This window comes from Salipiger bermudensis (assembly GCF_020171625.1).
Taxonomy (GTDB): domain Bacteria; phylum Pseudomonadota; class Alphaproteobacteria; order Rhodobacterales; family Rhodobacteraceae; genus Salipiger; species Salipiger bermudensis_B.
The window spans coordinates 440,583-464,073 of record NZ_JAIUZY010000005.1; the positions used below are offsets into that span (position 1 = coordinate 440,583).

Sequence of the window (23,491 nt, forward strand, 5' to 3'; positions counted from 1 at the left end):
GTTTACGACGGCGGCCCGTCGTGGGTTGCGAGGTACTGGTTTATGAGCACAGCATTGCCGCTGAACGGGCGTGAGAACGACATTGCCATCGTCGGGATGGCAGCCCACCTGCCCGGGGCCGACAGCATCCTCGCCTACTGGGACAACCTGCGCGCCGGACGCTCCTCGATCCGCCGCCTGACCGAGGACGAGCTGCGCGCCGCCGGAGAGGATCCCGGCCTGATGCGGCACAAGGATTACGTTCCCTTCGCCGCGCCGCTCGATGATTTCGAGATGTTCGATGCCGAGTTCTTCGGGTTCTCCCCGAAGGAGGCGGCGATCATGGACCCGCAGCACCGCCAGTTCCTCGAGACCGCGTGGGAGGCGCTCGAGAATGCCGGGCACGTGCCCGACAGCTTCGACGGGCAGGTCGGGGTCTTTGCCGGCTGCGGCATGGGCTCGTATTTCTATTTCAACGTCTGCTCGAACCCGGACCTCGTCGAGAATACCGGCATGTTCCTGTTGCGCCATACCGGCAACGACAAGGACTTCATGACCACCCGTCTGAGCCACGTGCTTGACCTGCACGGGCCGTCGATCAACCTCCAGACCGCGTGCTCCACCTCGCTCGTCGCCACGCATTACGCCGCGCAGGCGCTGCTGAACGGCGAATGCGACATGGCGCTGGCCGGCGGCGTGACCATCGAGCTGCCGCAGAACCGCGGCTATCTCTACAAGGAAAACGAGATCCTCTCGCCCGACGGCGCCTGCCATGCCTTCGACCACCGCGCGCAGGGCACGGTCTTTGGCTCGGGCGCGGGCGTGGTGGTGCTGCGCCGGCTGTCTGACGCCATCGCCGATGGCGACCACATCTGGGCCGTGATCAAGGGCACCGCCGTCAACAATGACGGCGCGCAGAAGGCCGGCTATCTTGCGCCCTCCGTCGACGGGCAGGCGCAGGCAGTGGCCGAGGCGCAGGCCATGGCGGGCATCACCTCGGACACGGTCGATTATGTCGAGTGCCACGGCACCGGCACCTATCTGGGCGACCCAATCGAAGTCGCCGCCATGACGCAGGCCTTCCGCGAGAGCTCGGACGCGGTCGGGCATTGCCGCATCGGCTCGGTGAAGACCAATATCGGCCATCTCGACACCGCCGCCGGGGTGGCGAGCCTGATCAAGGCCTCACTGGCGCTGCACGAGGGCGAGATGCCGCCCTCGCTGGGCTTCGAAGCCCCGAACCCGGCGATCGATTTCGACAGTTCGCCCTTCGTGGTCAACGATACGCTGACGCCGTGGCCGCAGACCGGCCATCCGCGCCGCGCCGGGGTCAACTCGCTGGGCGTGGGCGGCACCAACGCCCACGCGGTGCTCGAAGAGGCGCCCGCGCGGGCCGCGTCGGACGAGAGCGACTGGCCGTTCCAGATCCTGACGCTGTCGGCCCGCAGCAAGGCCGCGCTCGACGAGGGCGCAAAGCGCCTCGCGGCGCATCTGCGCACCCATCCCGAGCAGTCGCTCGCCGATGTCGCTTGGACGCTGCAGCAGGGCCGCCGCGCCTTCGACAAGCGCCGCATCGTGGTGGCCGAGAGCCACGAGGAGGCCGCGCGCCTGCTCGAGGAGGAGGCGCCGCGCCGGGTGCATTCGCACAGCGCGCTCGACCGGCCCGAGACCGTGTTCATGTTCCCCGGCGGCGGGGCACAATATGCCGGCATGGCCCGCGATCTCTACGAGACCGAGCCGGTCTTTGCGGAATGGATGGATCGCGGCCTCGACGCGCTGGCCGAGATCACCGATGCCGACATCCGGGCGCTCTGGCTGCCCGACGAGGCCGACCGGCAGCGGGCCGACGAGGCGCTGACCCGGCCCTCGCTGCAACTGCCGCTGATCATGATTACCGAGTACGCGCTGGCGCAGCTCTGGATGAGCTGGGGCATTCAGCCGGTGGCGCTGGCCGGCCACTCGATGGGTGAGAATACCGCCGCCTGCCTGGCCGGCGTGATGAGCTTCGAGGATTGCATTGGTCTCGTGCACCTGCGCGGGCGCCTGTTCGACACCGTGCCGGCGGGGGGTATGCTGTCGGTCAATCTCTCCGCCGAGGCGCTGCAGCCGCTGCTGGGCGAGGATCTCGACCTCGGCGCGGTCAACGCCCCCGAGCTGACCGTCGCCTCCGGCCCGCAGGCGGCGCTCGACGCGCTCGAGGCGCGGCTGCGCGCCGAGGACATCGACTGCCAGCGCATTCCCATCGACATCGCCGCGCACAGCCACATGCTCGAGCCGATCCTTGCGGATTTCGGCGCCTACCTGCGCTCCATCGATCTCTTCGCGCCGCAGATCCCGCTGACCTCGAACCGCAGCGGCGCGCTGATGACCGACGAACAGGCGACCTCGCCCGACTACTGGGTCGCGCATCTGCGCGGCACCGTGCATTTCGCCGATTGCATCGGCACGCTGGCGCGGCCCGAGCGCATCTATCTCGAGGTCGGGCCGGGCAAGGCGCTCTCGACGCTGGCGCGCCAGCACCCCGACGTGCAGGGGCAGGCGGTGCTGTCGTCGCTGCGCCACCGCGACGATGCCATCGCCGATGACAAGCACATGTTCGAGGTGCTGGGCCGGTTCTGGGCGCTGGGTGCCGCGTTCGACTGGGCGCAGGTCTGGGGCGCGGCGCGGCGCAACCGCGTGGTGCTGCCCTCTTACGCCTTCCAGCGCGCGCCCTATTTCATCGCGCCGGGCAAGGCGCAGTCCGACACCGCGCCGCAGTTCCTGATGCGCAGCGACGACGTCGCGAGCTGGGGCTGGAAACCAGTCTGGCGCCCGCGCGCTGCCGCCGTCGAGGTCGATGTCGAGGCCGGCCTCGCGGAGGCCGAGCCGCAGAGCTGGCTGGTCTTCATGGACGAGGCCGGGCTCGCCGCCCGCGCGGTGGCAAAGCTGCGTGCCGCCGGTCACACGGTGATCGAGATCCGCCCCGGCGACAGCTTCACCCGCGTCTCCGACAGTGCCTATCTCCTGCCGCCCGAGCGGGGCCGCGAAGGCTATGACCTGCTGTTGCAGGATCTCGCCCTGCGCGGCCACGTGCCCACCCGGATCGCGTTTTTTTGGTTGGTGACCGAGGGCGAGAGCCATCGTCCCGGCTCGAGCTTCTTTCACCGCCTGCAGGAGCAGGGCTTCTACGCGCTGCTCTTCCTCGCGCAGGCGATCGCCGAGGAAAACCTCCCGCGCCCGCTGCACCTGACCGTGGTGACCAGCGGTGCCGCGCGGGTCCGAGACGAGGCGCTGCCTTATCCCGCCAAGACCACCATCGCCGGCCCTGCCCGGGTGATCCCGCGCGAGTTGCCGGGCGTGACGGTCTCGACCCTCGACCTCGCCCTGCCGCCGCAGCCCGAGGCCGGGCTCTTCGGGCGCGCCAAGGCCGAGGCGCAGCGGGATCAGGCGCTTGAGTCGCTGGGCCTTCAGGTGCTCGAGGAGCTGCTTTCAGAGCCCGCCAACGCCATCGCCGCGCTGCGCGGGGCCAAGCGCTTCGAATGCGCCATGAAGCCGGTCGATCTGCCCGCACCCGCCCCGGTGGCCCGCGACGGCGGCACCTACCTGCTCACGGGCGGGTTTGGCGGCATCGGCCTGACCCTGGCGCAGGACTTCGCCGCGCGCGGCGCCAACCTCGTGCTGATCGCCCGCCGGGCGCTGCCCGAGCGAGAGACATGGCCCGACTACCTCGCCCGCCACGCGCCGCAGGACGGGCTGGCTCGACGCATCCGGGCCGTGCAGGCTCTGGAGGAGGCCGGGGCGCAGGTGATGATCGCCGCCGCCGATGTCTGCAACCCGGGCCAGATGCGTCAGGTCCGCGAAGAGGCCGAGGCCCGCTTCGGGCGGATCACCGGCGTGATCCACGGCGCCGGTGTCATCGATGACGCGCCGCTGCTTGCCAAGTCGCCTGCCAGCGTCGAGGACGTGTTCACGCCCAAGATCCACGGCACGCAGGTGCTGGGCGAGGTGTTCCCCGACGGCAGCGTCGACTGGATGGTGCTGTTCTCGTCCTCCTCGACCGTGACCGCGCCGGCGGGGCAGGTCGATTATGTCGCCGCCAACGAGTTTCTCAACGCCTTCGCGCAGGCCCGCGCGGGCGGTCGCACCAAGGTCCTTGCGATCAACTGGGGCATCTGGAACGAGGTCGGCATGGCCGCCGAGGCGGTCGCCGCGCGCCGCGGCGAGGTGCCGCCCGCTCCGGTCGAGCCGGCGGGCGTTGCGATGCTCGACGACAAGACCTTCGACGCGCAGGGCAACCGGCTGTTCACCGCGCGCTACTCGACCGACGACTGGTTCATCGACGAGCACCGCACCCGCGCGGGCGATGCGCTGCTGCCGGGCACCGGTTATCTCGCGCTTGCCGCCGAGGCGCTGCGCGCGCAGCACGAACCCGGCGCGTTCGAGATCCGCGACCTGACCTTCCTGCGCCCGCTGCGGGTGACCGAGGGCGGCGCGCGCGATGTGCGCCTGCGGCTCTCGCGCCGTGACGAAGGCTACGGTTTCGAGGTGCTGGCCGATGCCACACTGGCCGGCAAGCGCGGCCACGCGCTGACCGCGCAGGGCACGCTGGCGCTGATGCCGATGCGCCGCCCCGACCCGCTCGACCTCGACGCGATCCGCGCCCGCTGCGGCAAGCCGATGGTGGCGGCCGATGGTGGCAAGCTCGCCACCGCGCAGGAGGTGCAGCTCGCCTTCGGCCCGCGCTGGCGCGTGCTCGACCGGCGCGCGCTTGGCCAAGGCGAGGGCATCGCCGAGCTGTCGCTGGCCGAGGCCGCGCGGGGCGACGGCTGCCTGCTGCATCCGGCGCTCTTGGACATCGCCACCGGCTGGGCGATGGAGCTGATCGAAGGCTACCAGCCGACCCATCTCTGGGTGCCGGTGAGTTATGCCCGGGCGCGCGTGCACGCGCCGCTGACCGAGTGCATCGTCAGCTGGGTGCGCAACGCCGCCGAGAACCGCGCCGATGCCGAGACGGCGAGCTTCGACATCACGCTCGCAGCCCCCGACGGCACCGTGCTGGTCGAGATCTCGGGCTTCACCATCCACAAGCTCGCCCAGCCCGACATCCTGCACGCCGCGCCGCGCCTCACCGCCGCCGAGCTCGAGGTCGAGGGCGCGCAGGGCACGGCGCAGCCGCTTTCGGCTGCCGAGGAGCGGCTGGCCCACAACCTGAGTCAGGGCATCCTGCCCGACGAGGGCGTCAGCGCCTTCTCCCGCGCGCTGGCGCTGGGGCTGCCGCAGGTGGTGATCTCGTCGATGGATCTCGACCAGCTCACCCGCCAGACCGCCGCTTCCACCGCCGAGGCCGGCGAAGTGCAGAAGTTCGACCGCCCGCAGCTCGACGGCGACTACGTCGCGCCCGAGACCGATATCGAGCGCACGCTGGCGGGCTTCTGGGAAGAGTTGCTCGGGGTCCAGAATGTCGGCGTCGAGGACAGCTTCTTCGACCTCGGGGGGCACAGCCTCATCGCGGTGCGGCTGTTCTCGATGGTCAAGAAGACCTACCGCGTCGAGTTCCCGATCTCGGTGCTGTTCGAGGCGCCGACGATCCGCAAATGCGCCGCGATGATCGCCGAACAGGCCGGGATCACCGCCAGCGAGGACGGCTCCGAGCCCGCGCCGAAAGCGCCCGAGCGCCGCTTCACGCATCTCGTGCCGATGCATGACGGCGAGGGCGGGCCGCGCCGGCCGTTCTTCCTCGTGGCGGGCATGTTCGGCAACGTACTGAACCTGCGCCACCTCGCCAACCTTCTGGGCGCCGACCGGCCGTTCTATGGCCTGCAGGCGCGCGGGCTTTACGGCGGCGAGGCGCCGCATGGCAGCATCGAGGAGGCGGCGCGCGACTACATCGCCGAGATGCGGCAGGTGCAGCCCGAGGGGCCATACATGGTCGGCGGCTTCTCCGGCGGTGGCATCACCGCCTTCGAGATCGCCCGCCAGCTCGAGGCGGCGGGCGAGGAGGTGGCGCTCTGCGTGCTGCTCGACACGCCGCTGCCCACGCGCCGGCCGCTCGAGCCGAAGGACCGGATGCTGATCCAGATGCAGGAGCTGAAGGCCAAGGGGCCGTTCTACCCGGTGATCTGGGCGCGCAACCGCGTCCGCTGGGAGATTGCCAAGCGTCAGGCGAAAGAGGACACCGCCGAACAGCACAGCTTCCACAACGCCGAGATCGAGGCCGCCTTCCTCGAGGCCGTGGCCCGCTACGAGGTCACGCCGTGGCAGGGCCGGCTGGTGCTCTACCGCCCGCCGCTGGTGGGCAAGTGGCAGGTCTCGCAGGGGCGCATGGTGAACTCCGAGCGCGCCTACGTGATGCCGGACAACGACTGGCGCCAGTACGTGCCGCATGTCGAGGTCCACGAGGTGCCGGGCGATCACGACAGCATGGTGCTCGAGCCCAATGTGCGGGTGCTGGCGGCCCTGATGCGCGAGGCCATCACCAGCGCCGAGGCGGAGATCGGCGGCGGCTCGGAGGTGGTCGAGTTCCCGGCCCGCTCCGGCTATCGGGCGGCGGAGTAGGCGCATGGGTCCGAAGCTTCTGATCGTCTCGCTGAACTACCGCACGCCGGAGATGACGCTGCGCTCGGTGCGGGCGGCCCTGCGCGAGATGGCGGGGCTCAACGCCGAGCTGGTGATCGTCGACAATGACAGCGGCGACGGCTCGTTCGAGACGATGCAGGCGGCGCTCGGGTCCGAGGACTGGGCGCAGGGCGCGCCGATCCGGCTGATCCAGTCGGGCCATAACGGCGGCTTCGGCGCGGGCAACAACGTCGGCATCCGCGCCGGCTGGTCCGACGGCAGCGCGCCGGATTACGTCTACGCGCTGAACTCCGATGCCTTCCCGGACCCCGGCAGCCTGCGGGCGCTGCTCGACCATCTCGAGACGCACCCGGAGGCGGGCTTCGCCGGCAGCTACATCCACGGGGAGGAGGGCGAGCCACATATCACCGCCTTCCGCTTTCCCTCGATCGCCTCGGAGCTCGAGGGCGCGGCGCGGTTCGGCCCGATCTCGCGCCTGCTGCATCGCCGGCGCGTACCGCTCGAGTTGCCATGGCAGACGCAGCGGGTCGACTGGCTGGCCGGGGCCTCGCTGATGATGCGGCAGAGCGTTCTGGACGAGATCGGCCTCTTCGACGAGACCTTCTTCCTTTATTTCGAGGAAACCGACCTCTGCCTGCGCGCTGCGCGGGCCGGGTACGAGACCCACTACGTCCGCGACAGCGAGGTGACCCATATCGGCTCGGTGTCGACGGGGATGAAGACGTGGGCGCGGGTGCCGGGCTTCTGGCTCGACAGCCGCTGGCACTATTTCACCAAGAGCCACGGGCGCGCCTATGCGGCCGTGGCAACGCTCGCGCATCTGGCGGGCGGGCTGCTCTGGCGGCTGCGGCGGGTGCTGCAGCGCAAGCCGCAGGCCGATCCCGACCACTTCCTGCGCGATCTCGTGTTTCATGACCTCGGTGCGATGGCCCGGCCTTTGCCGGTCACACGTGAAACCAAACCCGGCCCGGCGCCGGGGGCGGTGCTCGGGGCACAGTCGGAGTAGGCAGTATGGCGCAGTTTTCCAGCGTGGTGATCGGCAATGAATCCCTTCTCGTGCAGTGCAGCGAGAAGCTTCTGGCGACGGGGCATCCGATCCGGGCGGTCGTGACCCGCAATCCGGATATCGCCGACTGGGCGACGGGCCGGGGGCTGACGGTCGTCGCGCCCGGCAAGGGGCTGGCCGAGCGGCTTGACGGTCTGGAGTTCGACTGGCTGCTGTCCATCGCCAATCTCGACATCATCCCCGCGGCGGTGCTGGCCCTGCCCGGCAAGGGCGCGATCAACTTCCACGACGGCCCGCTGCCGCGCCATGCCGGGCTCAACGCCCCGGTCTGGGCGCTGATCGAGGGCGAGAGCCGCCATGGCGTGACATGGCACATGATCGAGGGCGGCGTCGACGAGGGCGACATCCTCGTATCGCGCGGCTTCGACATCGCGCCGTCCGACACCGCTCTGACGCTCAACACCAAGGCCTACGAAGCCGCGAGCGACAGTTTCGGCGACCTGATGGAGCAGCTCGAGCACGGGCTGCGCCGCTTTCCGCAGGACCTGTCGCTGCGCAGCTACCACGCGCTGGCCGACCGGCCCTCGGCGCACGGGCTGCTCGACTTCACCCGCCCCGCGACCGAGCTGGCGCGGCTGGTGCGGGCGCTGGACCACGGCGGCTACGCCAACCCCCTCTCGGCGCCGAAGCTGCGGGCGCGTGGCGGGTTCTGGCTGGTCGGCGAGGCCCGCGCGGTCGAGGGCAGCGGCACGCCCGGCGCGGTGCTCGAGGCGACCGACGATCACCTGACGGTGGCCTGCGGCAGCGGCGCACTGAGGATGGCGCATTTCGCCCATCCCTGCGGCACGCCTGCGCGGGTGGCGCAGGTCGGCAAGCCGGGCGAGGCGCTGGACCTCGTGCCGGGCGACGACCGGGCCGCCATCGCCGAGGCGGTGGCGCAGGTCGCACCGCATGAGGGCCATTGGCGCAAGCGCCTGACCGAGCTGTCCCCGGCAGAGCTTCAGGGGCTGGGCAAGGCGGGTGGCGAGGTGGTCTCGCGGCCTCTGGTGTTGGGCGATGCGGTGCAGGCGCAGGTCATCGCCAGCGCCTTCACGGCACGGCTCGACGGGCACGAGGTCTGCGATCTGGCCTATGCCGACACCGCGCTTGCCGCGTTGGCCGAGACCGGGGTCATCGCGCCGTGGGTGCCTCTGCGGGTCGAAGCTGCGGGCACCGTGGAGGCGCTGGCGCAGCGTCTCGAGGCGGAGCTGGCCGAGCTTCGCAAACGCAAGGGCTTTGCCTCCGACCTGCCGGCCCGTGAGCCGCAACTCACCGGCGCGCCGCCGGTCCCGGATATCGGCCTGAGCTTTGGGGCCGGCCCGATCGACGGCACCGCGATCACCCTCGAACTGACCGAGGGCGGCGCCACGCTGCACGCCGATACCGGACGCATTCCGCAGGCGCAGGCCGAGCTCCTTGCCGCGCGGTTCGACCTGATGGCGCGCGAGGCGCAGAACCAGTCCGACCTTGCCAGCCTGCCGGTGCTGCCCGAGGCCGAGCGAGACATGGTGCTCAACCTCTGGAACGTCACCGCACAGGCGCATGACCGCGGCCTGACCATGCAGGCGGCGTTCGAGGCGCAGGTCGCCAAGACCCCCGACGCGGTGGCGCTGGTCTTCGAGGATCAGAGCCTGACCTATGCCCAGCTCAATGCCCGCGCCAATCAGGCGGCGCGTGTGCTGCGCGGCATGGGCGTGGCGGCGGGTTCGGTCGTCGGGCTCTTCTGCCGCCGGTCGGTCGACCTGATGGTCGGCGCGCTCGGCATCCTGAAGGCGGGCGGCGCCTACCTGCCGCTCGATCCGTCCTACCCGGCGGACCGCCTGCGCCATTACATCGCCGACAGCGGCGCGCCGGTGATCGTGACGCAATCGGCGCTGAAGGGCGACTTGCCCGAGCACACGGCCGAGCTGCTGGTGATCGACGCCGACCCGCGCCTGCCGCAGGCGCCGACCGGCAATCCCGACCCGGCGAGCGGGCCGGAGGATCTGGCCTACCTGATCTACACCAGCGGCTCGACCGGCACGCCCAAGGGCGTGATGATCGAGCATCGCAACGTGCTGAACTTCTATCTCGGCATGGATGCGAACGTGCCGCACGACCCGGCGGGCACGTGGCTCGCGGTGACGTCGCTCAGCTTCGATATCTCGGTGCTCGAGCTGTTCTATACCACCGCGCGCGGCTTCAAGGTGGTGCTGACCTCGGACGAGGACCGGGGGCTGATCTCGAACGGGCCGATGCCGCTGTCGGATCGCTCGATGCAGTTCTCGATCTATTACTGGGGCAACGATGACGGCGCGGGCCGCGACAAGTATCGGCTGCTGCTCGAAGGCGCCAAGTTCGCCGATCAGAACGGCTTCTGCGCGGTCTGGACCCCGGAGCGGCACTTCCACGCCTTCGGCGGGCCCTATCCCAACCCCTCGGTCACCGGGGCTGCCGTCGCAGCGGTGACGCAGAACATCGCGGTGCGCGCGGGCTCGGTGGTGGCGCCGCTGCACCATCCGTCGCGCATCGCCGAGGAATGGGCGGTGATCGACAACCTCACCAACGGGCGCGCGGGGCTGGCCATCGCCTCGGGCTGGCAGCCGGACGATTTCGTGCTGCGCCCCGAGAACACGCCGCCGAACAACAAGCCCGCCATGCTCGACAATATCGAGCAAGTGCGCCGCCTCTGGCGTGGCGAGCCGGTCGCCTTCCCGCGCAAGGACGGCTCGCTGCACGAGGTGGTGACGCAGCCGCGCCCGGTCTCGACCGAGCTGCCGGTCTGGGTGACCACCGCCGGCAACCCCGAGACCTGGAAAGAGGCGGGGCGGCTGGGCTGCAACGTGCTCACCCACCTGCTCGGCCAGTCGATCGACGAGGTGGCTGACAAGATCCGGCTCTATCACGGCGCGCTGCGCGATGCGGGGCACGATCCGGCGGACTTCACCGTCACGCTGATGCTGCACAGCTTCGTCGCCGCCACCCGCGAGGAGGCGCGCGAGGTCGCCCGCGAGCCGATGAAGGATTACCTGCGCTCGGCCGCCGGGCTGATCAAGCAGTACGCCTGGGCCTTCCCGGCGTTCAAGCGGCCTCAGGGGCTCAACAACCCGTTCGAGCTCGATCTCGAGATCCTCACCCCCGAGGAGCTCGATGCGATCCTCGACTTCGCCTTCGAGCGCTACTTCAACGACAGCGGCCTGTTCGGCACCGTCGAGGATGCGCTGACACGCGCCGAGGAACTCAAGCGCATCGGCGTGGGCGAGATCGCCTGCCTCATCGACTACGGCCTCGAGACCGAGCGCGTCCTCGAGGGGCTGCGGCCGCTGGCGCAGGTGGTACAGGGGGCCAACGTGGCGCCCGAGCTCGATGCGGGGGATTTCTCCATCGCGGCGCAGATCCTGCGCCACGAGGTGACGCATCTGCAATGCACGCCCTCGATGGCGCGGATGATCGCGATGAACGACGAGGCGCGCTATGCGCTGTCGAAGGTGCAGCACCTGTTCCTTGGCGGCGAGCCACTGCCCGGGGCGCTGGTGCAGGAGTTCGGCAAGATCACCGAGGCCAGCGTCACCAACATGTACGGCCCCACCGAGACCACGATCTGGTCCTCGACCGAAGCCGCCGGGCGCGGGGACGGCGTGGTCAATATCGGCCTGCCGCTGGCCAATCAGCAGCTCTACGTGCTCGACGAGGACATGCGCCCGGTGGGCGTGGGCCAGCCGGGTGAGCTGTGGATCGGCGGCGAGGGCGTGACCCGCGGCTACTGGGGCCGCGAGGACCTGACCGCCGAGCGCTTCGTGCCGAACCCGTTCCATGCCGGGCGGATGTATCGCACCGGCGATCTGGTGCGCCGCCGCATGGACGGGCGCATCGATTTCATCGGGCGCGTCGATCATCAGGTGAAGATCCGCGGCTTCCGGATCGAGCTTGGCGAGATCGAGGCGGCGATGGAGGCACAGCCGGGCGTGACGCAGGCGGTGGTCGTGGCGCGTGAGGATCAGCCGGGCGATATCCGGCTCGTGGGCTATTACAGGTCCGAGGCGCCGCTGGACGAGGCGGCGATGAAGGCGGCGATGGGCGCGGATCTTCCGGGCTTCATGGTGCCCGCGCACCTGATGCGGCTCGAGAGCTTCCCGCTGACGCCCAACAAGAAGGTCGATCGCAAGGCGCTGCCCAAGCCGATGGCCAAGGTGCTTGCCCCGAAACCCGCCGCCAGCCCGGCCCCCGAAGGCAAACCCGCCGCGGCGCCGGTGGTGGCGCGTGCGGCAGGGCCGGGCAGCGCGCAGGTCGAGGCGCGGATCGCCGAGATCTGGTCCTCGGTGCTGGGTGTGGCCGGGATCACCGGGCGCGACAATTTCTTCGACCTCGGAGGCCACTCGCTGCTGGCGGTGCAGGCGCACCGCACGATCCGCGACGAGCTCGGCGCGAAGGGGCTGTCGATCACCGACATCTTCCGCTTCCCGGTGCTGGCCGACCTGACCGCCCGGGTGGCGGGGCTGGTCGACCCCGAGGCCGCCAAGGCCGCCGCGCCGAAGCGCGCTCCGGCGGCGCAACCCCAACCTGCTGTAGCTGCGGCGCCGGCTGTCCCCGCGCCCGCACCCGAAGCGCCCGCGCCCGTCGCCAATGACCGGGCGCAGGCGCGCTCCGACGCCATGGCGCGCCGCCGCGAGATGCGGGCGCGGCGCAGCGGCTGATCTGATGGATGCGGCGGCGCTGAGACAGGCGCTCCGCACGGTCCGCTTCCCGGACGGGCTGGGCTGGGCCGTGCGCGAGGCGACCCACGATCCCGACCTGCTCTTCCCCGAGGAGCGCGCCGCCGTCGCGAAGGCGATCCCCACGCGCGTCGCGGAATTCGCCGGCGGGCGCAGCGCCGCGCGTGCCGCCATGGCGCGGCTCGGCCTCCCGCCCTCCGCCATTCCCGCCCGGCCCGACCGGGCGCCTGTCTGGCCCGCGGGGGTGATCGGCAGCATCAGCCATGCCGGGCCGGTCTGCCTTGCGGTGGTCGGGCGCCGGGATGACTGGGAGATGATCGGCGTCGATCTCGAGCCCGACCGCCCGATGGCGGCGGAGCTTGTGCCCGAGATCGCCTCCCCGGAGGAGCTGGGCGCCCTGGCGCCGCTGCCCGAGACTCGCGCCGCGACCCGGATCTTCAGCGCCAAGGAGGCCACCTACAAGGCGCAGTACCCGGTGACCGGCGCGCTGTTCGGCTTCGACGCAATGCGGGCGAATCTGCAAATCGGGCGCATGAATATGGCGAAAAATGTCGGGCTCGGGCGCGGCGCGGCTTTGCCAATGTGGCAGCTTCTGGTCGCGAAACACGTGATATCGCTCTGCCTATGCGCGAGTAAAGGCCAAAAACCCCGATATTAAGGCGAGAATGTGGTCCCGTTTCTCGATGTGGAGACGAATTGTTTCTATTCTGCGACCATTTGAACGTGGCCAAATTGGGGCAGCTTTGGTAGCTTACGGCTTGAAAGTGGCATGACCCCGACGTGTTTTGGTCCGAATTGGGTCGGTCGGGTCCAGCGCTTTTTCCGAGCGTAGGGTGGGGGCCAGACGTTGCCGGAGTAACGAGATGAACCAGTTCCAGTCGATCGGCGAAGTGCTGTCCGCACTCAAGCGCCGCGCTCTGTTGATTTTGCTAGTAACCGTTCTTGGTAGCGTTGCCTCCGTCTGGGTCGCTCTCAACCAGGTCAAGGTGTATGAAGCGACCGCCGTGGTGCAGATCGAGGAGGGCCAGATGCCCGACTCTCTCGCCGGGGCCTCGGCCCAGACACAGGATGCCTCGCGTCGGGTGCGTCTGATCGAACAGCGCCTGATGTCGCGCGACAATCTCGTCAGCCTGATGGAACAGCATGATCTGTTCTCCGGAGCCGCCGGGATGCCCATCGGTCAGCGCCTGTTTCAGATGCGTCAGGCCGTCTCGATCGAAGAGATCCGCGCCAACAACAACAGCTTCCTCGCTCAGCAGGAGATGCCCTCGGGCCTGCGCATCAGCGTCGTGCTTCCCGATCCGCAGAAAGCGGCCGACATCGCCAACGAGATGATGCATCAGGTCATCAACCAGTCGCGCGACCGCAGCCTGAGCAGCGCGCGTGACACGCTGGCCTTCTTCGAAAGCGAAGAGGCCCGGGTCGAGACCGAGATCGAGGCGATGGAGGCGAAGATCGCCACCTTCAAGCGCGAGAATGCCGACGCCCTGCCGAGCGGCACAAGCGCGCTGCGCACGCAGCTCACCACGCTCGAGGACAGCCAGCTCACCCTGGCGCGCAGCATCGTCGAGATGGAGGGCAATTCCACGCGTCAGCGCGAGGAAGTGCTGGCCCGTCAGCTTGGCCTGATGCGCGAGCAGCAGAGCCTGATCGAGCAACGCATCAGCGATATCAACGAAACGCTGCTGCAGGCCCCCGAGGTCGAGCGCGAGCTTTCGGCCCTCGAGCGCGATCTCGACCGGCTCAAGGATCAGTACAGCGTCATCACCCGTCGCAAGGCCGATGCCGAGATGGGCCAGATGCTCGAGGATCGCCAGCAGACGGACCGCTTCGAGGTGCTGGAATCCGCGCTCGTGCCCGAGGTTTCGGCCTCCAGCGGCCGCAAGAAGATCGTTATGGCCGGTGTCATGGCCAGCGTCCTCGCCGGTGTCGCACTCGGTTTCGTGCTGGAGCTTCTGAACCCGGCGATCCGCAGCGCGGCGCAGCTCGAGCGCGTGCTCGGCCTGCAGCCGGTGGTGTCGATCCCGGTGGTCGAGGCGCGCCGCGACCGTCGCAGCCGACAGCTGCGGTCTGTCACCGCGGTCGGGCTGATCGTGGCGCTGACGCTGCTGCTTTACCGCGTCGTCACCGAGGTTCTGCCGTGGCACGGCCTTCTGGACAGGTTCCTGCCCAGCGTGGCCCGGTCCTGATCGTCGCAGGGGCCGGGCCGGAACCGGCCCCTCAGCGACGCTGAGGCCGGGCTATAACCGGCGCGGCCCCTGACGAACGATCAATAGGTATACTGGCGGATCTTGCTGCCTTCGGCCTTGTTGAGCACGGTGCCGAGCAAGGGCACGTCGTCGCCGAGGCGGCGCTGGGTTTCGCGGATATCCTTCTCGGTGGTGATCCCGCCACCGACGACGAGGATCACCCCGTCGAACTGGCCGCCGAAGGCCATGACATCATCATAGTAAAGCGCCGGCGGCAGGTCGAAGAGCATCACGTCGGGCGCGAAGGCGTCCTCGATGTGCCTCAGCACGCTGCGGCTCTGCGGCGCTTGCAGAAGCTCCGACGCATAGGGCTCGGCGGTGCCATTGAAGCCGAAGGCGATGTTGCGACCGGCGTGGATCTCGTTCTCGCCCATGCGGATGAAGTGATCTTCCGGCGGCACGAGGCCGCGCAGCACGTCGCCCATCGCGCCGGGGTTCTTCACTCCCATCACCTTGTGCAGCGAGGGGCGGCGCAAATCGCAATCGACGAGCATCGTGCGGCAATTCTGCTGCCGCGACAGGCTGATCGCGAGGTTCGCCGCGGTGAAGGTCTTGCCGCAATCCTTGGTCGGCGAGGTGATCGCCACCCGCGTCCAGCCGCGCGCGTCCAGCGCCTGCAGCAGACGCGTGCGTAGCACGTCGAACGCGGCGTGGGCCGGGTCCTGACGTTCTGCCGTGATGATGCGGTTCCGCTCGAGATGACGCCGGTTGACGCTGAACTCCTGCAGCCGGTGCCAAAGCGGCGTCGGCTTGCGCGCCGGGCTTCGAGGCTCCGCTTCGGGCGAGGGTTCGGGCGCGGACGGCGCTGCGACGGAGGCCGGTGCGCTGACCTTGTCGCCCTCATGCACGCGCAGCCGCTTGCGGATTTCCTCGCGGTTGGCGCTGGCCTGGCGCTGCGCGTCCGCGCGCGCCTCGGCCTCGCGCTTCGCCTGCAGGCGGGCCTCGTCCTCGGCGTTGCGCCGCGCGGCCTCTTCGGCGGCGAGCGCGGTTTCCTCGGCGAGGGCAGCCTGGTCCTCGGCGCGCCGGCGCTCGAGGCGTCGACCGCGGGATTCCAGCGGCTCGATGGGGGGCTCTTCGGGGCCGTCGTCGACGGTGTCGCGGTTCCTGCGACGGAACTTGCGCCGTTCAATCGTGGTCATGATTTTGCCCTCCGCAGATCGCGCAGCGCCCCATAGACGACCAGAACCTTGAAAACCATTATCGACCAACCCGTTTACAGGCGCGCCGGTCCCTGGGTCTCTTAAACAGGGATTCGGCGCGCATTACTACTCAGAATAATAGACCAGAAAAATTTGACCAGAATGAGGAAGGTATATCGCCACTGCGGTCGCGGCGACAGACCTGGCGTGATTATAGCCGATCGAACTCCGATTCGCCCCAGTAGCCGGCGCGGCGCATCGCGAGCGACCGGCGACAGCCCATCGTGGCGATCACCGTCACCGCGAACACCCCGAGCGAGATGGTGGCGACGAGGGTGGACATGAACGAGCCGCCAATCCCGTAGGCGATGCCGTCGATCAGATCGATCGAGACGCTGCCCATGGCGATGAAGTGCAGCGCGCACACCCCGGCGACCATGCCGAGCCCCTTGCGCAGCTGGCTGCGCAGGTCGTCGCCCTCCTGCAGCATGGCAAGCACGAACCCCGCGATGCCGGCGGTGATGCCGATCAGGAGGGTCAGCGGGTTATAGATCGCGAGGCAGTTCTCAAGCGCCGACATCCCGGTCAGGTGCATGGCTGCGACGCCAAGCCCGGCCACGACACCGAGCCCGACGCGCTTGTGTTCGCTTTCGACGAAGAGGCTTGCCGCCATCGGCAGGCCGACCAGCCCCACGCCGACGAGGATCGAGATCGCGGTGAGCGGCAGATCGTAGGTCAGCGCCGCATCCGGGCGGTAGCCGATCATGGCGACGAAATGCGTGGTCCAGACGCCGACCCCGGCGACCAGCGCTACCCAGACCGCCACAAGACAGCGCTGGTCGCGGGTGGCGTACGCGCTGTTGCGCATCAGGAGCACGAGCATTCCGGCGGTGATCACGCAGACCCCCGCGGCGGCGGCGATGAAGTTGGTTTGGGTCTCGAAAATGCCCTGCATTAGGGTGCCTAGCACTGTGTCTCGCTCCGCTGGTCGAATCTCAATCAAAGTTAATGGGAAATGGACCTATGGATGCGGCGCAAACATGGCTTCGACATGATGCTTTGGTGGCTTGGGGGAGCGCAGCACTTCTCGGTCAACGCCCGCGGGTGCGCGTGCGCTGAGGTTTTGCTGTTGGTCGCGTTCAACCGAAACTGTTGTGTGGTGCTGGCTAGGGGCGCGCCAGATAGGGGCGATCAGCGCCGGGGGCGCCCGCACAGGTCGAAGCATGGCCCGAGCTGAGACTTGTGCGACCGCCGCGACTGCCCGGCAGGTCGGCGCCGCGCCCATTTGGTCGGGCGCGGCGGAGGGGTCAGAGCATCAGCTGGTAGCTGTGCGGCACGTAGCGGAAGCCGTCGTCGCGGGTCTCGGCATAGCCGAGGGCCGGGAACGGCATGTGGTAGCCGATGAACGGGATCTTGTCTGCGGCCAGCATGTCGAGCGTCTTGCGGCGGGTCTGCGCGGCGGCTTCCTTGTCGGTGTCGAAGCTGACTTCCCAATCGGGATGGGCCAGCGAGAACACGTAGTGATTGGCCAGATCGGCGATCAACATCAGCTGCTTGCCGCCGCTCTCGAGCATGTAGCTCATGTGGCCCGGGGTGTGGCCCGGGGTCATCACCGAGGTGATGCCCGATGCGACGCTCTCGCCGTTGCCGATGAAGCTGAACTGCTCGGCCAGGGGCTCGATCTTGTTGGTGAAGGTGTCGTTGGCGACGCCGGACCAGTGGTCGTACTCGGCCTGCCCGGTCACGTGCTGGGCGTTGGCGAAGGTCGGACCGTCGCCGCCGGTGAGGCCGCCGACGTGATCGCCATGCATGTGGGTGATGACCACGTGGCTCACATCGCCGGGCGCGTAGCCCGCCGCCTCGACCGCGGCGACGATGCCCTCGGGGTCGAGACCGGTGTCGAACAGGATCAGCTCGTTGCCGGTGTTGACCAGCGTCGGCGTGAAGAAGAACTGCGCCTTGTCGGTGGGGATGTTCGCGGCCTCGGCGGCGTCGGCGAATTCCTCGTCCGAGGCGTTCAGGCCGAAGATCGAATGCGGATCCTCGCGCGTGGCGGTGCCGGCCATCAGCGCATTGACCTCGAAATCGCCAAGCATGACGCGGTTGACCCTGGGCACCATCGGCCCCTGCTTGGCCACCTGCGCTCGCAGCGGCGCGGCGCCGGCCGCGACGAAGGGCATGGCCACGGCACCGGCAAGGGCGGCGCGGCGGCTGAATGTCGTCTGTTCCGTCATGTCTGTGTCTCCCTCCAGTTGGTGTGCGGAAGATAGACCGGCGGGGGTGTCTTGCCAGTTCCGGCTTTGCATCCCGTTAAGACACCCCGGGCTAAGCAGCGGCACCTCAAGACGGAGATGCCGATGATTCCTGACACCACCAACCCCTGCTGGCGCCGCGTTCTCACCTCCGAGAGCGACCTGTCCGGCGCCGTGCTCGCAACGAAGCTGCTGGTCACGCGGCTCCGGCGCGAAGTCCGGACACAGCCCGCGGCGCTCGGCTCCAAGATCGCCGAGCTGCGCGACTATTGCGCGAAAAATGCCTTTGCGGCGAAGGACATCGCCCTCTTCTGAAAGGACTGGCCATGAAGAATGCAATGATGAGCGTGACCGAGGCCGCCGCCCTGATCGAGGCCGGCAAGGTGCTGGTCGTCGCCGGATCCGAGGCGGCGCTGTCGCAACTGCCCAAAGGGTGCTGGATCGGCGGCACCTCGGTCTATTTCATGACCGATACCGGCGGGCGGGTGGATCGCGATAACCTCTTCGTGACCGAGATCGACGCGGCCCAAGAGGCGCGCCCTGTGCTCTATGCCGGCGAGGATCTCCCGAGCCTGACGATGAACCGCTTCGACAACGGCCTGTCGGTGATCCTGATCCCGGCCTTCAGCAATGCGCACGAGTCGTTTGCCATTCACGGCAGCAGCTACGCGGGGGTGTTCGACCAGCCCCTGATGGGCTGGGTCACCGGCGTGCATCTCGACGATCTCGAAACAGCCAAGCCCAAGGTGTTCGACGGCGCGCGCGGCATGGCCTTCGAAGAAGGCGCGATGGTGCTGCATGTGAAACTGCCCCCCACGCAGGTCGCGGATATCGACATCCTGACCCTCTTCGAGCCCGACCAGACCGCCGACGAGATCACCTTTGCCAGCACCGGCTTCTCGGTGAAGACCGCGCTGGTCAATGGCGAAGAGGTCGATTTCGCGAGCTACCTTTCGGAGAAGGGCGCGGATCAGCGCTGCCCGCTCTTGGCGAATTTCGCCGGCGCGATGATCAACGTCTCGTTCCAGTCGGTCGAGCCGGGCAAGCCGGTGAGCTTCTACGCCCCGGTGATCGAAGGGGTGAGCTACCGCATCGCGCGGCTGCCGGGCGATTATGCCACCGAATTCGCCGCGCGGGCGCAGGGCGAGGGCAGTCGCGAGCTGTCGTGCAACTGCATCCTCAACTACCTCTACGGAGAGCTGGAGTCGAAAACCACGGGCAGCTTCACCGGCCCTGCCACCTTTGGCGAGATCGCCTATATGCTGCTGAACCAGACCATGGTTCGGCTGAACATCCAGCCGGCCGAGGCCGCAAAGGTGGCATGAGCGTGGGGCCTCCGTCGCAGCGGCGCCGGAGGCCTCAGTCCTCGATCAGGCTCGCACCGCATTGCGGCAGGTGGGCCAAGACCATCTCGTGCGTGCATAGCGATGTGGCAGGGGTGGTGACGGTCGCGCTTGCGGCGGCCGCGCCAAGCGCCAGCGCCTCGGGGCCGCTCAGGCCGGAGGCGAGGCCATAGGCAAAGGCCCCGACAAAGCTGTCGCCCGCGCCGACGGCGGACACGACCGCGACATCGGCGGCGCTCACCTGCACCAGCCCGTCCGGCCCGGCCATCACCGAGCCATCCGCGCCGCGCGCCACGATGACTCGCTCGGCGGCCCCGCGCGCCACCAGCTCGGCGGCGAACTCCGCCGACTCGCGCCGGGTCACCAGCGGACGGCCGGCAAGCCCCTCGGCCTCTTCGGTGTCCATGCGCAGCACCGCGGGGGCCGGGGTGGTGCCCTTCGACAGGTGCTCCAGCGCCGGGCCGGAGGTGTCGACGATCACCATGGGGTTGCGCGCGGCCAGCGCCGTGCAGAGTTGCGTCGCGAAGACCGCCGAGACGCCGGGCGGCTGGCTGCCGCTCAGCACCACGATGCCGCCATCGGGCACCGCCTCCGCGATCGCCGCGAGCGCCTCGCTCACCTGTGCCTCGGTCCAGAGCGGGCCGGGCATGACGAAGCGATACTGCTGGCCGGTCTCGCGATCGTGCACGGCCATGCTTTCGCGCGTGTCGCCCGGGGCCTGCATCCGCACCAGCGGAATGCCCTGTTCGGCCATCGCCGCCTCGAGCCGCATCCCGCTCGGGCCGCCGAGGGCCACGAAGGCGCGGGCCTGTCCGCCAAGCGCCGCGACCACGCGGGCCACGTTGATGCCGCCGCCACCGGGATCCACGGTCAGGGGATCACAGCGCAGCTTGGGTCCGGCGACGACGCGGTCGGCGGTCGTGGTCAGGTCGAGCGCGGGGTTCAGAGTGACGGTCAGAATGTCGGTCATGGCAGGACCATGTCACTCAACCGGCGGTTCGCCAAGAGCCTCGAACTGGACAAATGACCGCGCTTGTGGGAAGTGCCGTCGGCGTAAGCAGGAGCCTCCCATGACCGTCACCCGTTTTGCCCCTTCGCCCACCGGCCACATCCATGTGGGCAACCTTCGCACGGCACTGTTCAACTACCTGATCGCCCGTAAGGCCGGCGGGACGTTCATTCTGCGCATCGACGACACCGATCCCGAGCGCAGCAAGGAAGAATATGTCGACGGCATCAAGCGCGACCTCGAGTGGCTGGGCCTGACATGGGACCGGATCGAGCGGCAGAGCGAGCGGCTCGACCGCTACCACGCCGCCGCCGACCAGCTGCGCGGGATCGGCCGCTTCTACGAGGCATGGGAAACTCCGACCGAGCTTGACCTGAAGCGCAAGAAGCAGCTCAACATGGGCAAGCCGCCGGTCTACGACCGTGCCGCGCTTGCGCTGTCCGACGACGAGAAGGCCGCCCTGCGGGCCGAGCGTGGCGACGGTGTCTGGCGCTTCAAGCTCGATCAGGAGCGCATCGAGTGGACCGACGGCATCCTCGGCGACATCTCGATCGACGCCGCCTCGGTCTCGGACCCGGTGCTGATCCGCGGCGACGGCCAGATCCTCTACACGCTGGCCTCGGTGGTCGACGACACCGAGATGGGCGTGACCCATGTGGTGCGCGGCTCGGACCATGTGACCAACACCGCGACCCAGATCCAGATCATCAACGCGCTCGGCGGCACCGTCCCGAGCTTTGCCCACCACTCGCTGCTCACAGGCCCGCAGGGCGAGTCGCTGTCGAAGCGTCTTGGCGTGCTGTCGATCCGTGACCTGCGCGAAAGCGGCGTCGAGCCGGAGGCGCTGCTGTCGCTGATGGCGCGGCTCGGTTCGAGCCAGCCGGTGGAGCTGCGCCTGTCGCTCGAGGAGATCGCCGAGGGCTTCGACCTGTCGCAGTTCGGCTCGGCGCCGACCAAGTTCGACGTCAACGACCTCTACCCCCTGACCGCGCGCAAGTTGCATGGCCTGCCGCTGTCGGCGGTGGCCGACGAGATCACCGCCCTGGGCGTGCCGGCGGACAAGGCCGAGCTGTTCTGGAGCGTCACGCGCGAGAACATCGAGACCCGCAAGGATCTTGCCGGCTGGTGGGAGCTGTTCCGCGACGGTGCCGAGCCGGTGGTCGCCGACGAGGACCGTGACTTCATCGCCGAGGCGATGGCGATCCTGCCCGAAGGCCCGCTCACCCAGGAAAGCTGGGGGGAATGGACCAAGGCGGTGAAAGAGCAGACCGGCCGCAAGGGCAAGGGCCTGTTCATGCCGCTGCGCAAGGCGCTCACCGGGCGCGAGCGCGGGCCCGAGATGGCCGACGTGCTGCCGCTGTTGCAGACCATCCCGGCGCGCAAGCTCGCCAAGGGCTGAGCCTCAGACGCGACGCGCCAGCGCGTCGCGATCCTCTTGCACCACGATGTTTTCCTGCGCGTGATGCAGCGCGTAGGCGCGGGTGCGCCGCGCCGCCGCGGCGAGGTCGCGCCATTCGGCATGTTCGAGCTTGGCCAGCGTGTCGAGCACCGTGCCGATCACCTCCGGGTGGCCGGCGCCGGCGCGGATCAGTGGCTCGAACCCGTCTTCCATCAACTGGGTCGCGGTCAGCGCCGGGGCCTCGATGCGGGGGAACTCCGGCGGTCGGGTCTTGGGAGGCTCGGCCTCGGAGAACAGCCGCGCCAGCCGGTGCACCACGTCGACGGCGGTGCCGGGGTCATTGATCCCCGGGGACAGCGCCCGCACCGCGGTCTCGTTCAGCACCACCACGCCGAAGCGGGCGTCCTGCTCGGCGGTGCGCATATCGCCGAAGGTGAAGCAATTACTCAACGCCTCGCGGTCCTCGATGTCGCCCAGCACCCAGCCGAGCGGGACGCCCTTGAGCATATGCGCGCCGGGTGAGGCGCGCAGGGTGATCGAGGCATCGCTCGCGGCCAGCGCGTCGTTCAGCGCCTCCATGTTGATGAATTGCAGATAGCCGCTCGAGGGCGCGGGCAGGGGCCACGCGGCCTCGGGGATTTCGGCATCCGGCGCCACGGGCAACCCGCCGAGCGCCGGGCGACTGAGGGCGCGATAGAGCGGGTCGCGGGCCTGCCGATCGACCATCTGAAGCGTGTCGTCCATGCTGCCCAGCGTGCTCAGATGCTCGATCCAGCGCAGGATCGAGACGACGATCGCCACGATCACCAGCACCGTCACCCCAAGGATCACCACCGCGGCGTTGTCCGCGTACAGCCCGGCGCGGAACATCACCAGCGCGGTCAGCGAATAGAGGAACGCCCCGGTGAACACCGACAGAACCGTGTGGGTCGTGGTGTCCGACAGGTGCAGCCGGTAGGCGCGGGGCGTCGCCTGGCTGGCGGCGGCCTGGTAGGCCTGCACCATCACCGACAGCGAGAAGGTGGTCACCGTGAGCATCGTCGTGGCGAGGATGTTGAGGATCGGGATCACCGCTTCGGGGCCGATCTTGATCTCCCACTCATCCGGCAGCAGCGGCTCGAAGAGCGGCGAGAGGAAGGCCATGGCAAAGGCCAGCAGCGCGCCGAACAGGACCCGCGCCGTGAGGTTGCGCGCCACGCGGCGCAGCAGCAGCAGGGTTTTCGAGATCATCATGCCGCCACCTTGCGGGCGCCGAGCCCGGCCAGACGGTCATCGACAAAGCACCGTTCGTCATCGCTTAGACGCTGGGCGCGCGGGTAGCGCGGATCGGCGCGGTCGTCGAGGATCGGGGCCTCCCATCCGGTGGTGGTGGCAAAGAACCGGTCGGCCCCGTGGGCGCCGAACTCGGCCAGGTAGCCCTGCACCACCACGTCGAGATAGCTGAGCAGCACCGGGTGCCGCGCGTCGGGCGCAAAGATGCGCTCGGGCGGGATGGCATATATCGCCAGCTGTTCGACGCCGGGGGCTTCGTGAGTGACGCTGTGCAGCGCGTCGAGCCGGTCATAGGCGTGCTCGCGCAGGTCGAGCGCCGCCCAGCCATCCGGCGGCACCGGGGCGATCAGCCCCTCGATCTCGCAGTCGGGGTCGGGAACCGCGGTGAGAAAGGCCACGTCGCGCGCCTCGGTCCAGCGCCAGGCCCGGCGCCAGCCGCGGGCACGGGCGGTGTGGGTGGGGGCGAAGCCGTGGGTCAGACGGTTCACGAGGGACCCGTAACCGAAGAAAAAAGCGCTGCTCATACCAGTTTTACGGGTCCCGGATTGATGTACGTCA

At 69.0% G+C, this 23,491-nt stretch carries 14 protein-coding genes; 8 read left to right on the forward strand and 6 right to left on the reverse strand.

What is annotated here, in order from left to right:
- Positions 1 to 42: 42 nt before the first annotated feature.
- The 5 genes from LCM15_RS11495 to LCM15_RS11515 all read left to right on the forward strand — a co-directional run bounded on the left by LCM15_RS11495 (position 43) and on the right by LCM15_RS11515 (position 14,459).
- A complete protein-coding gene (locus tag LCM15_RS11495) occupies positions 43 to 6,513 on the forward strand; it encodes a type I polyketide synthase (RefSeq protein WP_224856479.1) in 6,471 nt (2,156 codons plus the stop codon).
- Positions 6,514 to 6,517: 4 nt separating this feature from the next.
- A complete protein-coding gene (locus LCM15_RS11500; RefSeq protein ID WP_224856481.1) occupies positions 6,518 to 7,540 on the forward strand; it encodes a glycosyltransferase family 2 protein in 1,023 nt (340 codons plus the stop codon).
- A 5-nt stretch (positions 7,541 to 7,545) separates the two neighbouring features.
- Positions 7,546 to 12,252: a MupA/Atu3671 family FMN-dependent luciferase-like monooxygenase gene (locus tag LCM15_RS11505; protein WP_224856483.1), complete on the forward strand. Its 4,707-nt coding sequence runs from the start codon at positions 7,546 to 7,548 to the stop codon at positions 12,250 to 12,252.
- Between the two features lie 4 nt (positions 12,253 to 12,256).
- Positions 12,257 to 12,928, forward strand: coding sequence for a 4'-phosphopantetheinyl transferase family protein (locus LCM15_RS11510; protein WP_224856485.1), 672 nt, complete (start codon positions 12,257 to 12,259; stop codon positions 12,926 to 12,928).
- Positions 12,929 to 13,133: 205 nt separating this feature from the next.
- Positions 13,134 to 14,459: a GumC family protein gene (locus tag LCM15_RS11515; RefSeq protein ID WP_224856486.1), complete on the forward strand. Its 1,326-nt coding sequence runs from the start codon at positions 13,134 to 13,136 to the stop codon at positions 14,457 to 14,459.
- Positions 14,460 to 14,539: 80 nt separating this feature from the next.
- On the opposite strand, the gene LCM15_RS11520 is transcribed toward LCM15_RS11515, so the two are convergent.
- The 3 genes from LCM15_RS11520 to LCM15_RS11530 all read right to left on the reverse strand — a co-directional run bounded on the left by LCM15_RS11520 (position 14,540) and on the right by LCM15_RS11530 (position 17,892).
- A complete protein-coding gene (locus tag LCM15_RS11520; protein ID WP_224856488.1) occupies positions 14,540 to 15,658 on the reverse strand; it encodes an exopolysaccharide biosynthesis protein in 1,119 nt (372 codons plus the stop codon).
- 211 nt (positions 15,659 to 15,869) lie between these two features.
- Positions 15,870 to 16,628: an MHYT domain-containing protein gene (locus LCM15_RS11525; protein ID WP_224856490.1), complete on the reverse strand. Its 759-nt coding sequence runs from the start codon at positions 16,626 to 16,628 to the stop codon at positions 15,870 to 15,872.
- A gap of 337 nt (positions 16,629 to 16,965) precedes the next feature.
- Complete coding sequence (locus tag LCM15_RS11530) at positions 16,966 to 17,892, reverse strand: MBL fold metallo-hydrolase (protein WP_224856492.1); 927 nt, start codon at positions 17,890 to 17,892, stop codon at positions 16,966 to 16,968.
- 123 nt (positions 17,893 to 18,015) lie between these two features.
- On the opposite strand from LCM15_RS11530, the gene LCM15_RS11535 reads away from it, so the two are divergent.
- On the forward strand, positions 18,016 to 18,225 hold the full coding sequence (locus tag LCM15_RS11535; protein ID WP_224856494.1) for a hypothetical protein: 210 nt from the start codon (positions 18,016 to 18,018) through the stop codon (positions 18,223 to 18,225).
- 11 nt (positions 18,226 to 18,236) lie between these two features.
- A complete protein-coding gene (locus LCM15_RS11540; protein ID WP_224856496.1) occupies positions 18,237 to 19,235 on the forward strand; it encodes a DUF6976 family protein in 999 nt (332 codons plus the stop codon).
- A 34-nt stretch (positions 19,236 to 19,269) separates the two neighbouring features.
- On the opposite strand, the gene LCM15_RS11545 is transcribed toward LCM15_RS11540, so the two are convergent.
- Positions 19,270 to 20,223, reverse strand: a complete 954-nt coding sequence (locus LCM15_RS11545) for a 1-phosphofructokinase family hexose kinase (RefSeq protein ID WP_224856498.1) — start codon at positions 20,221 to 20,223, stop codon at positions 19,270 to 19,272.
- A gap of 100 nt (positions 20,224 to 20,323) precedes the next feature.
- Here LCM15_RS11545 and gltX point away from each other — a divergent pair, with 100 nt between their 5' ends.
- Entirely contained in the window at positions 20,324 to 21,661 is a 1,338-nt protein-coding gene (gene gltX / locus LCM15_RS11550) for a glutamate--tRNA ligase (RefSeq protein ID WP_224856500.1), read from the forward strand.
- A gap of 3 nt (positions 21,662 to 21,664) precedes the next feature.
- On the opposite strand, the gene LCM15_RS11555 is transcribed toward gltX, so the two are convergent.
- Together LCM15_RS11555 and LCM15_RS11560 are read right to left on the reverse strand one after the other, a co-directional pair.
- A complete protein-coding gene (locus LCM15_RS11555; RefSeq protein WP_224856502.1) occupies positions 21,665 to 22,894 on the reverse strand; it encodes a DUF2254 domain-containing protein in 1,230 nt (409 codons plus the stop codon).
- Positions 22,891 to 23,457, reverse strand: coding sequence for a gamma-glutamylcyclotransferase (locus LCM15_RS11560; RefSeq protein WP_224856504.1), 567 nt, complete (start codon positions 23,455 to 23,457; stop codon positions 22,891 to 22,893). Before LCM15_RS11560 ends, LCM15_RS11555 begins: the two co-directional genes overlap by 4 nt.
- Positions 23,458 to 23,491 lie beyond the last annotated feature (34 nt).

What these genes read in the sequence shown, in the direction of transcription:
- LCM15_RS11495 (WP_224856479.1), top strand. Translation starts at nt 43, where the DNA reads ATGAGCACAGCATTGCCGCTGAACGGGCGTGAGAACGACATTGCCATC.
- LCM15_RS11500 (WP_224856481.1), top strand. Translation starts at nt 6,518, where the DNA reads ATGGGTCCGAAGCTTCTGATCGTCTCGCTGAACTACCGCACGCCGGAG.
- LCM15_RS11505 (WP_224856483.1), top strand. Translation starts at nt 7,546, where the DNA reads ATGGCGCAGTTTTCCAGCGTGGTGATCGGCAATGAATCCCTTCTCGTG.
- LCM15_RS11510 (WP_224856485.1), top strand. Translation starts at nt 12,257, where the DNA reads ATGGATGCGGCGGCGCTGAGACAGGCGCTCCGCACGGTCCGCTTCCCG.
- LCM15_RS11515 (WP_224856486.1), top strand. Translation starts at nt 13,134, where the DNA reads ATGAACCAGTTCCAGTCGATCGGCGAAGTGCTGTCCGCACTCAAGCGC.
- LCM15_RS11520 (WP_224856488.1), bottom strand. Translation starts at nt 15,658, where the DNA reads ATGACCACGATTGAACGGCGCAAGTTCCGTCGCAGGAACCGCGACACC.
- LCM15_RS11530 (WP_224856492.1), bottom strand. Translation starts at nt 17,892, where the DNA reads ATGACGGAACAGACGACATTCAGCCGCCGCGCCGCCCTTGCCGGTGCC.
- LCM15_RS11535 (WP_224856494.1), top strand. Translation starts at nt 18,016, where the DNA reads ATGATTCCTGACACCACCAACCCCTGCTGGCGCCGCGTTCTCACCTCC.
- LCM15_RS11540 (WP_224856496.1), top strand. Translation starts at nt 18,237, where the DNA reads ATGAAGAATGCAATGATGAGCGTGACCGAGGCCGCCGCCCTGATCGAG.
- LCM15_RS11545 (WP_224856498.1), bottom strand. Translation starts at nt 20,223, where the DNA reads ATGACCGACATTCTGACCGTCACTCTGAACCCCGCGCTCGACCTGACC.
- gltX (WP_224856500.1), top strand. Translation starts at nt 20,324, where the DNA reads ATGACCGTCACCCGTTTTGCCCCTTCGCCCACCGGCCACATCCATGTG.
- LCM15_RS11555 (WP_224856502.1), bottom strand. Translation starts at nt 22,894, where the DNA reads ATGATGATCTCGAAAACCCTGCTGCTGCTGCGCCGCGTGGCGCGCAAC.
- LCM15_RS11560 (WP_224856504.1), bottom strand. Translation starts at nt 23,457, where the DNA reads ATGAGCAGCGCTTTTTTCTTCGGTTACGGGTCCCTCGTGAACCGTCTG.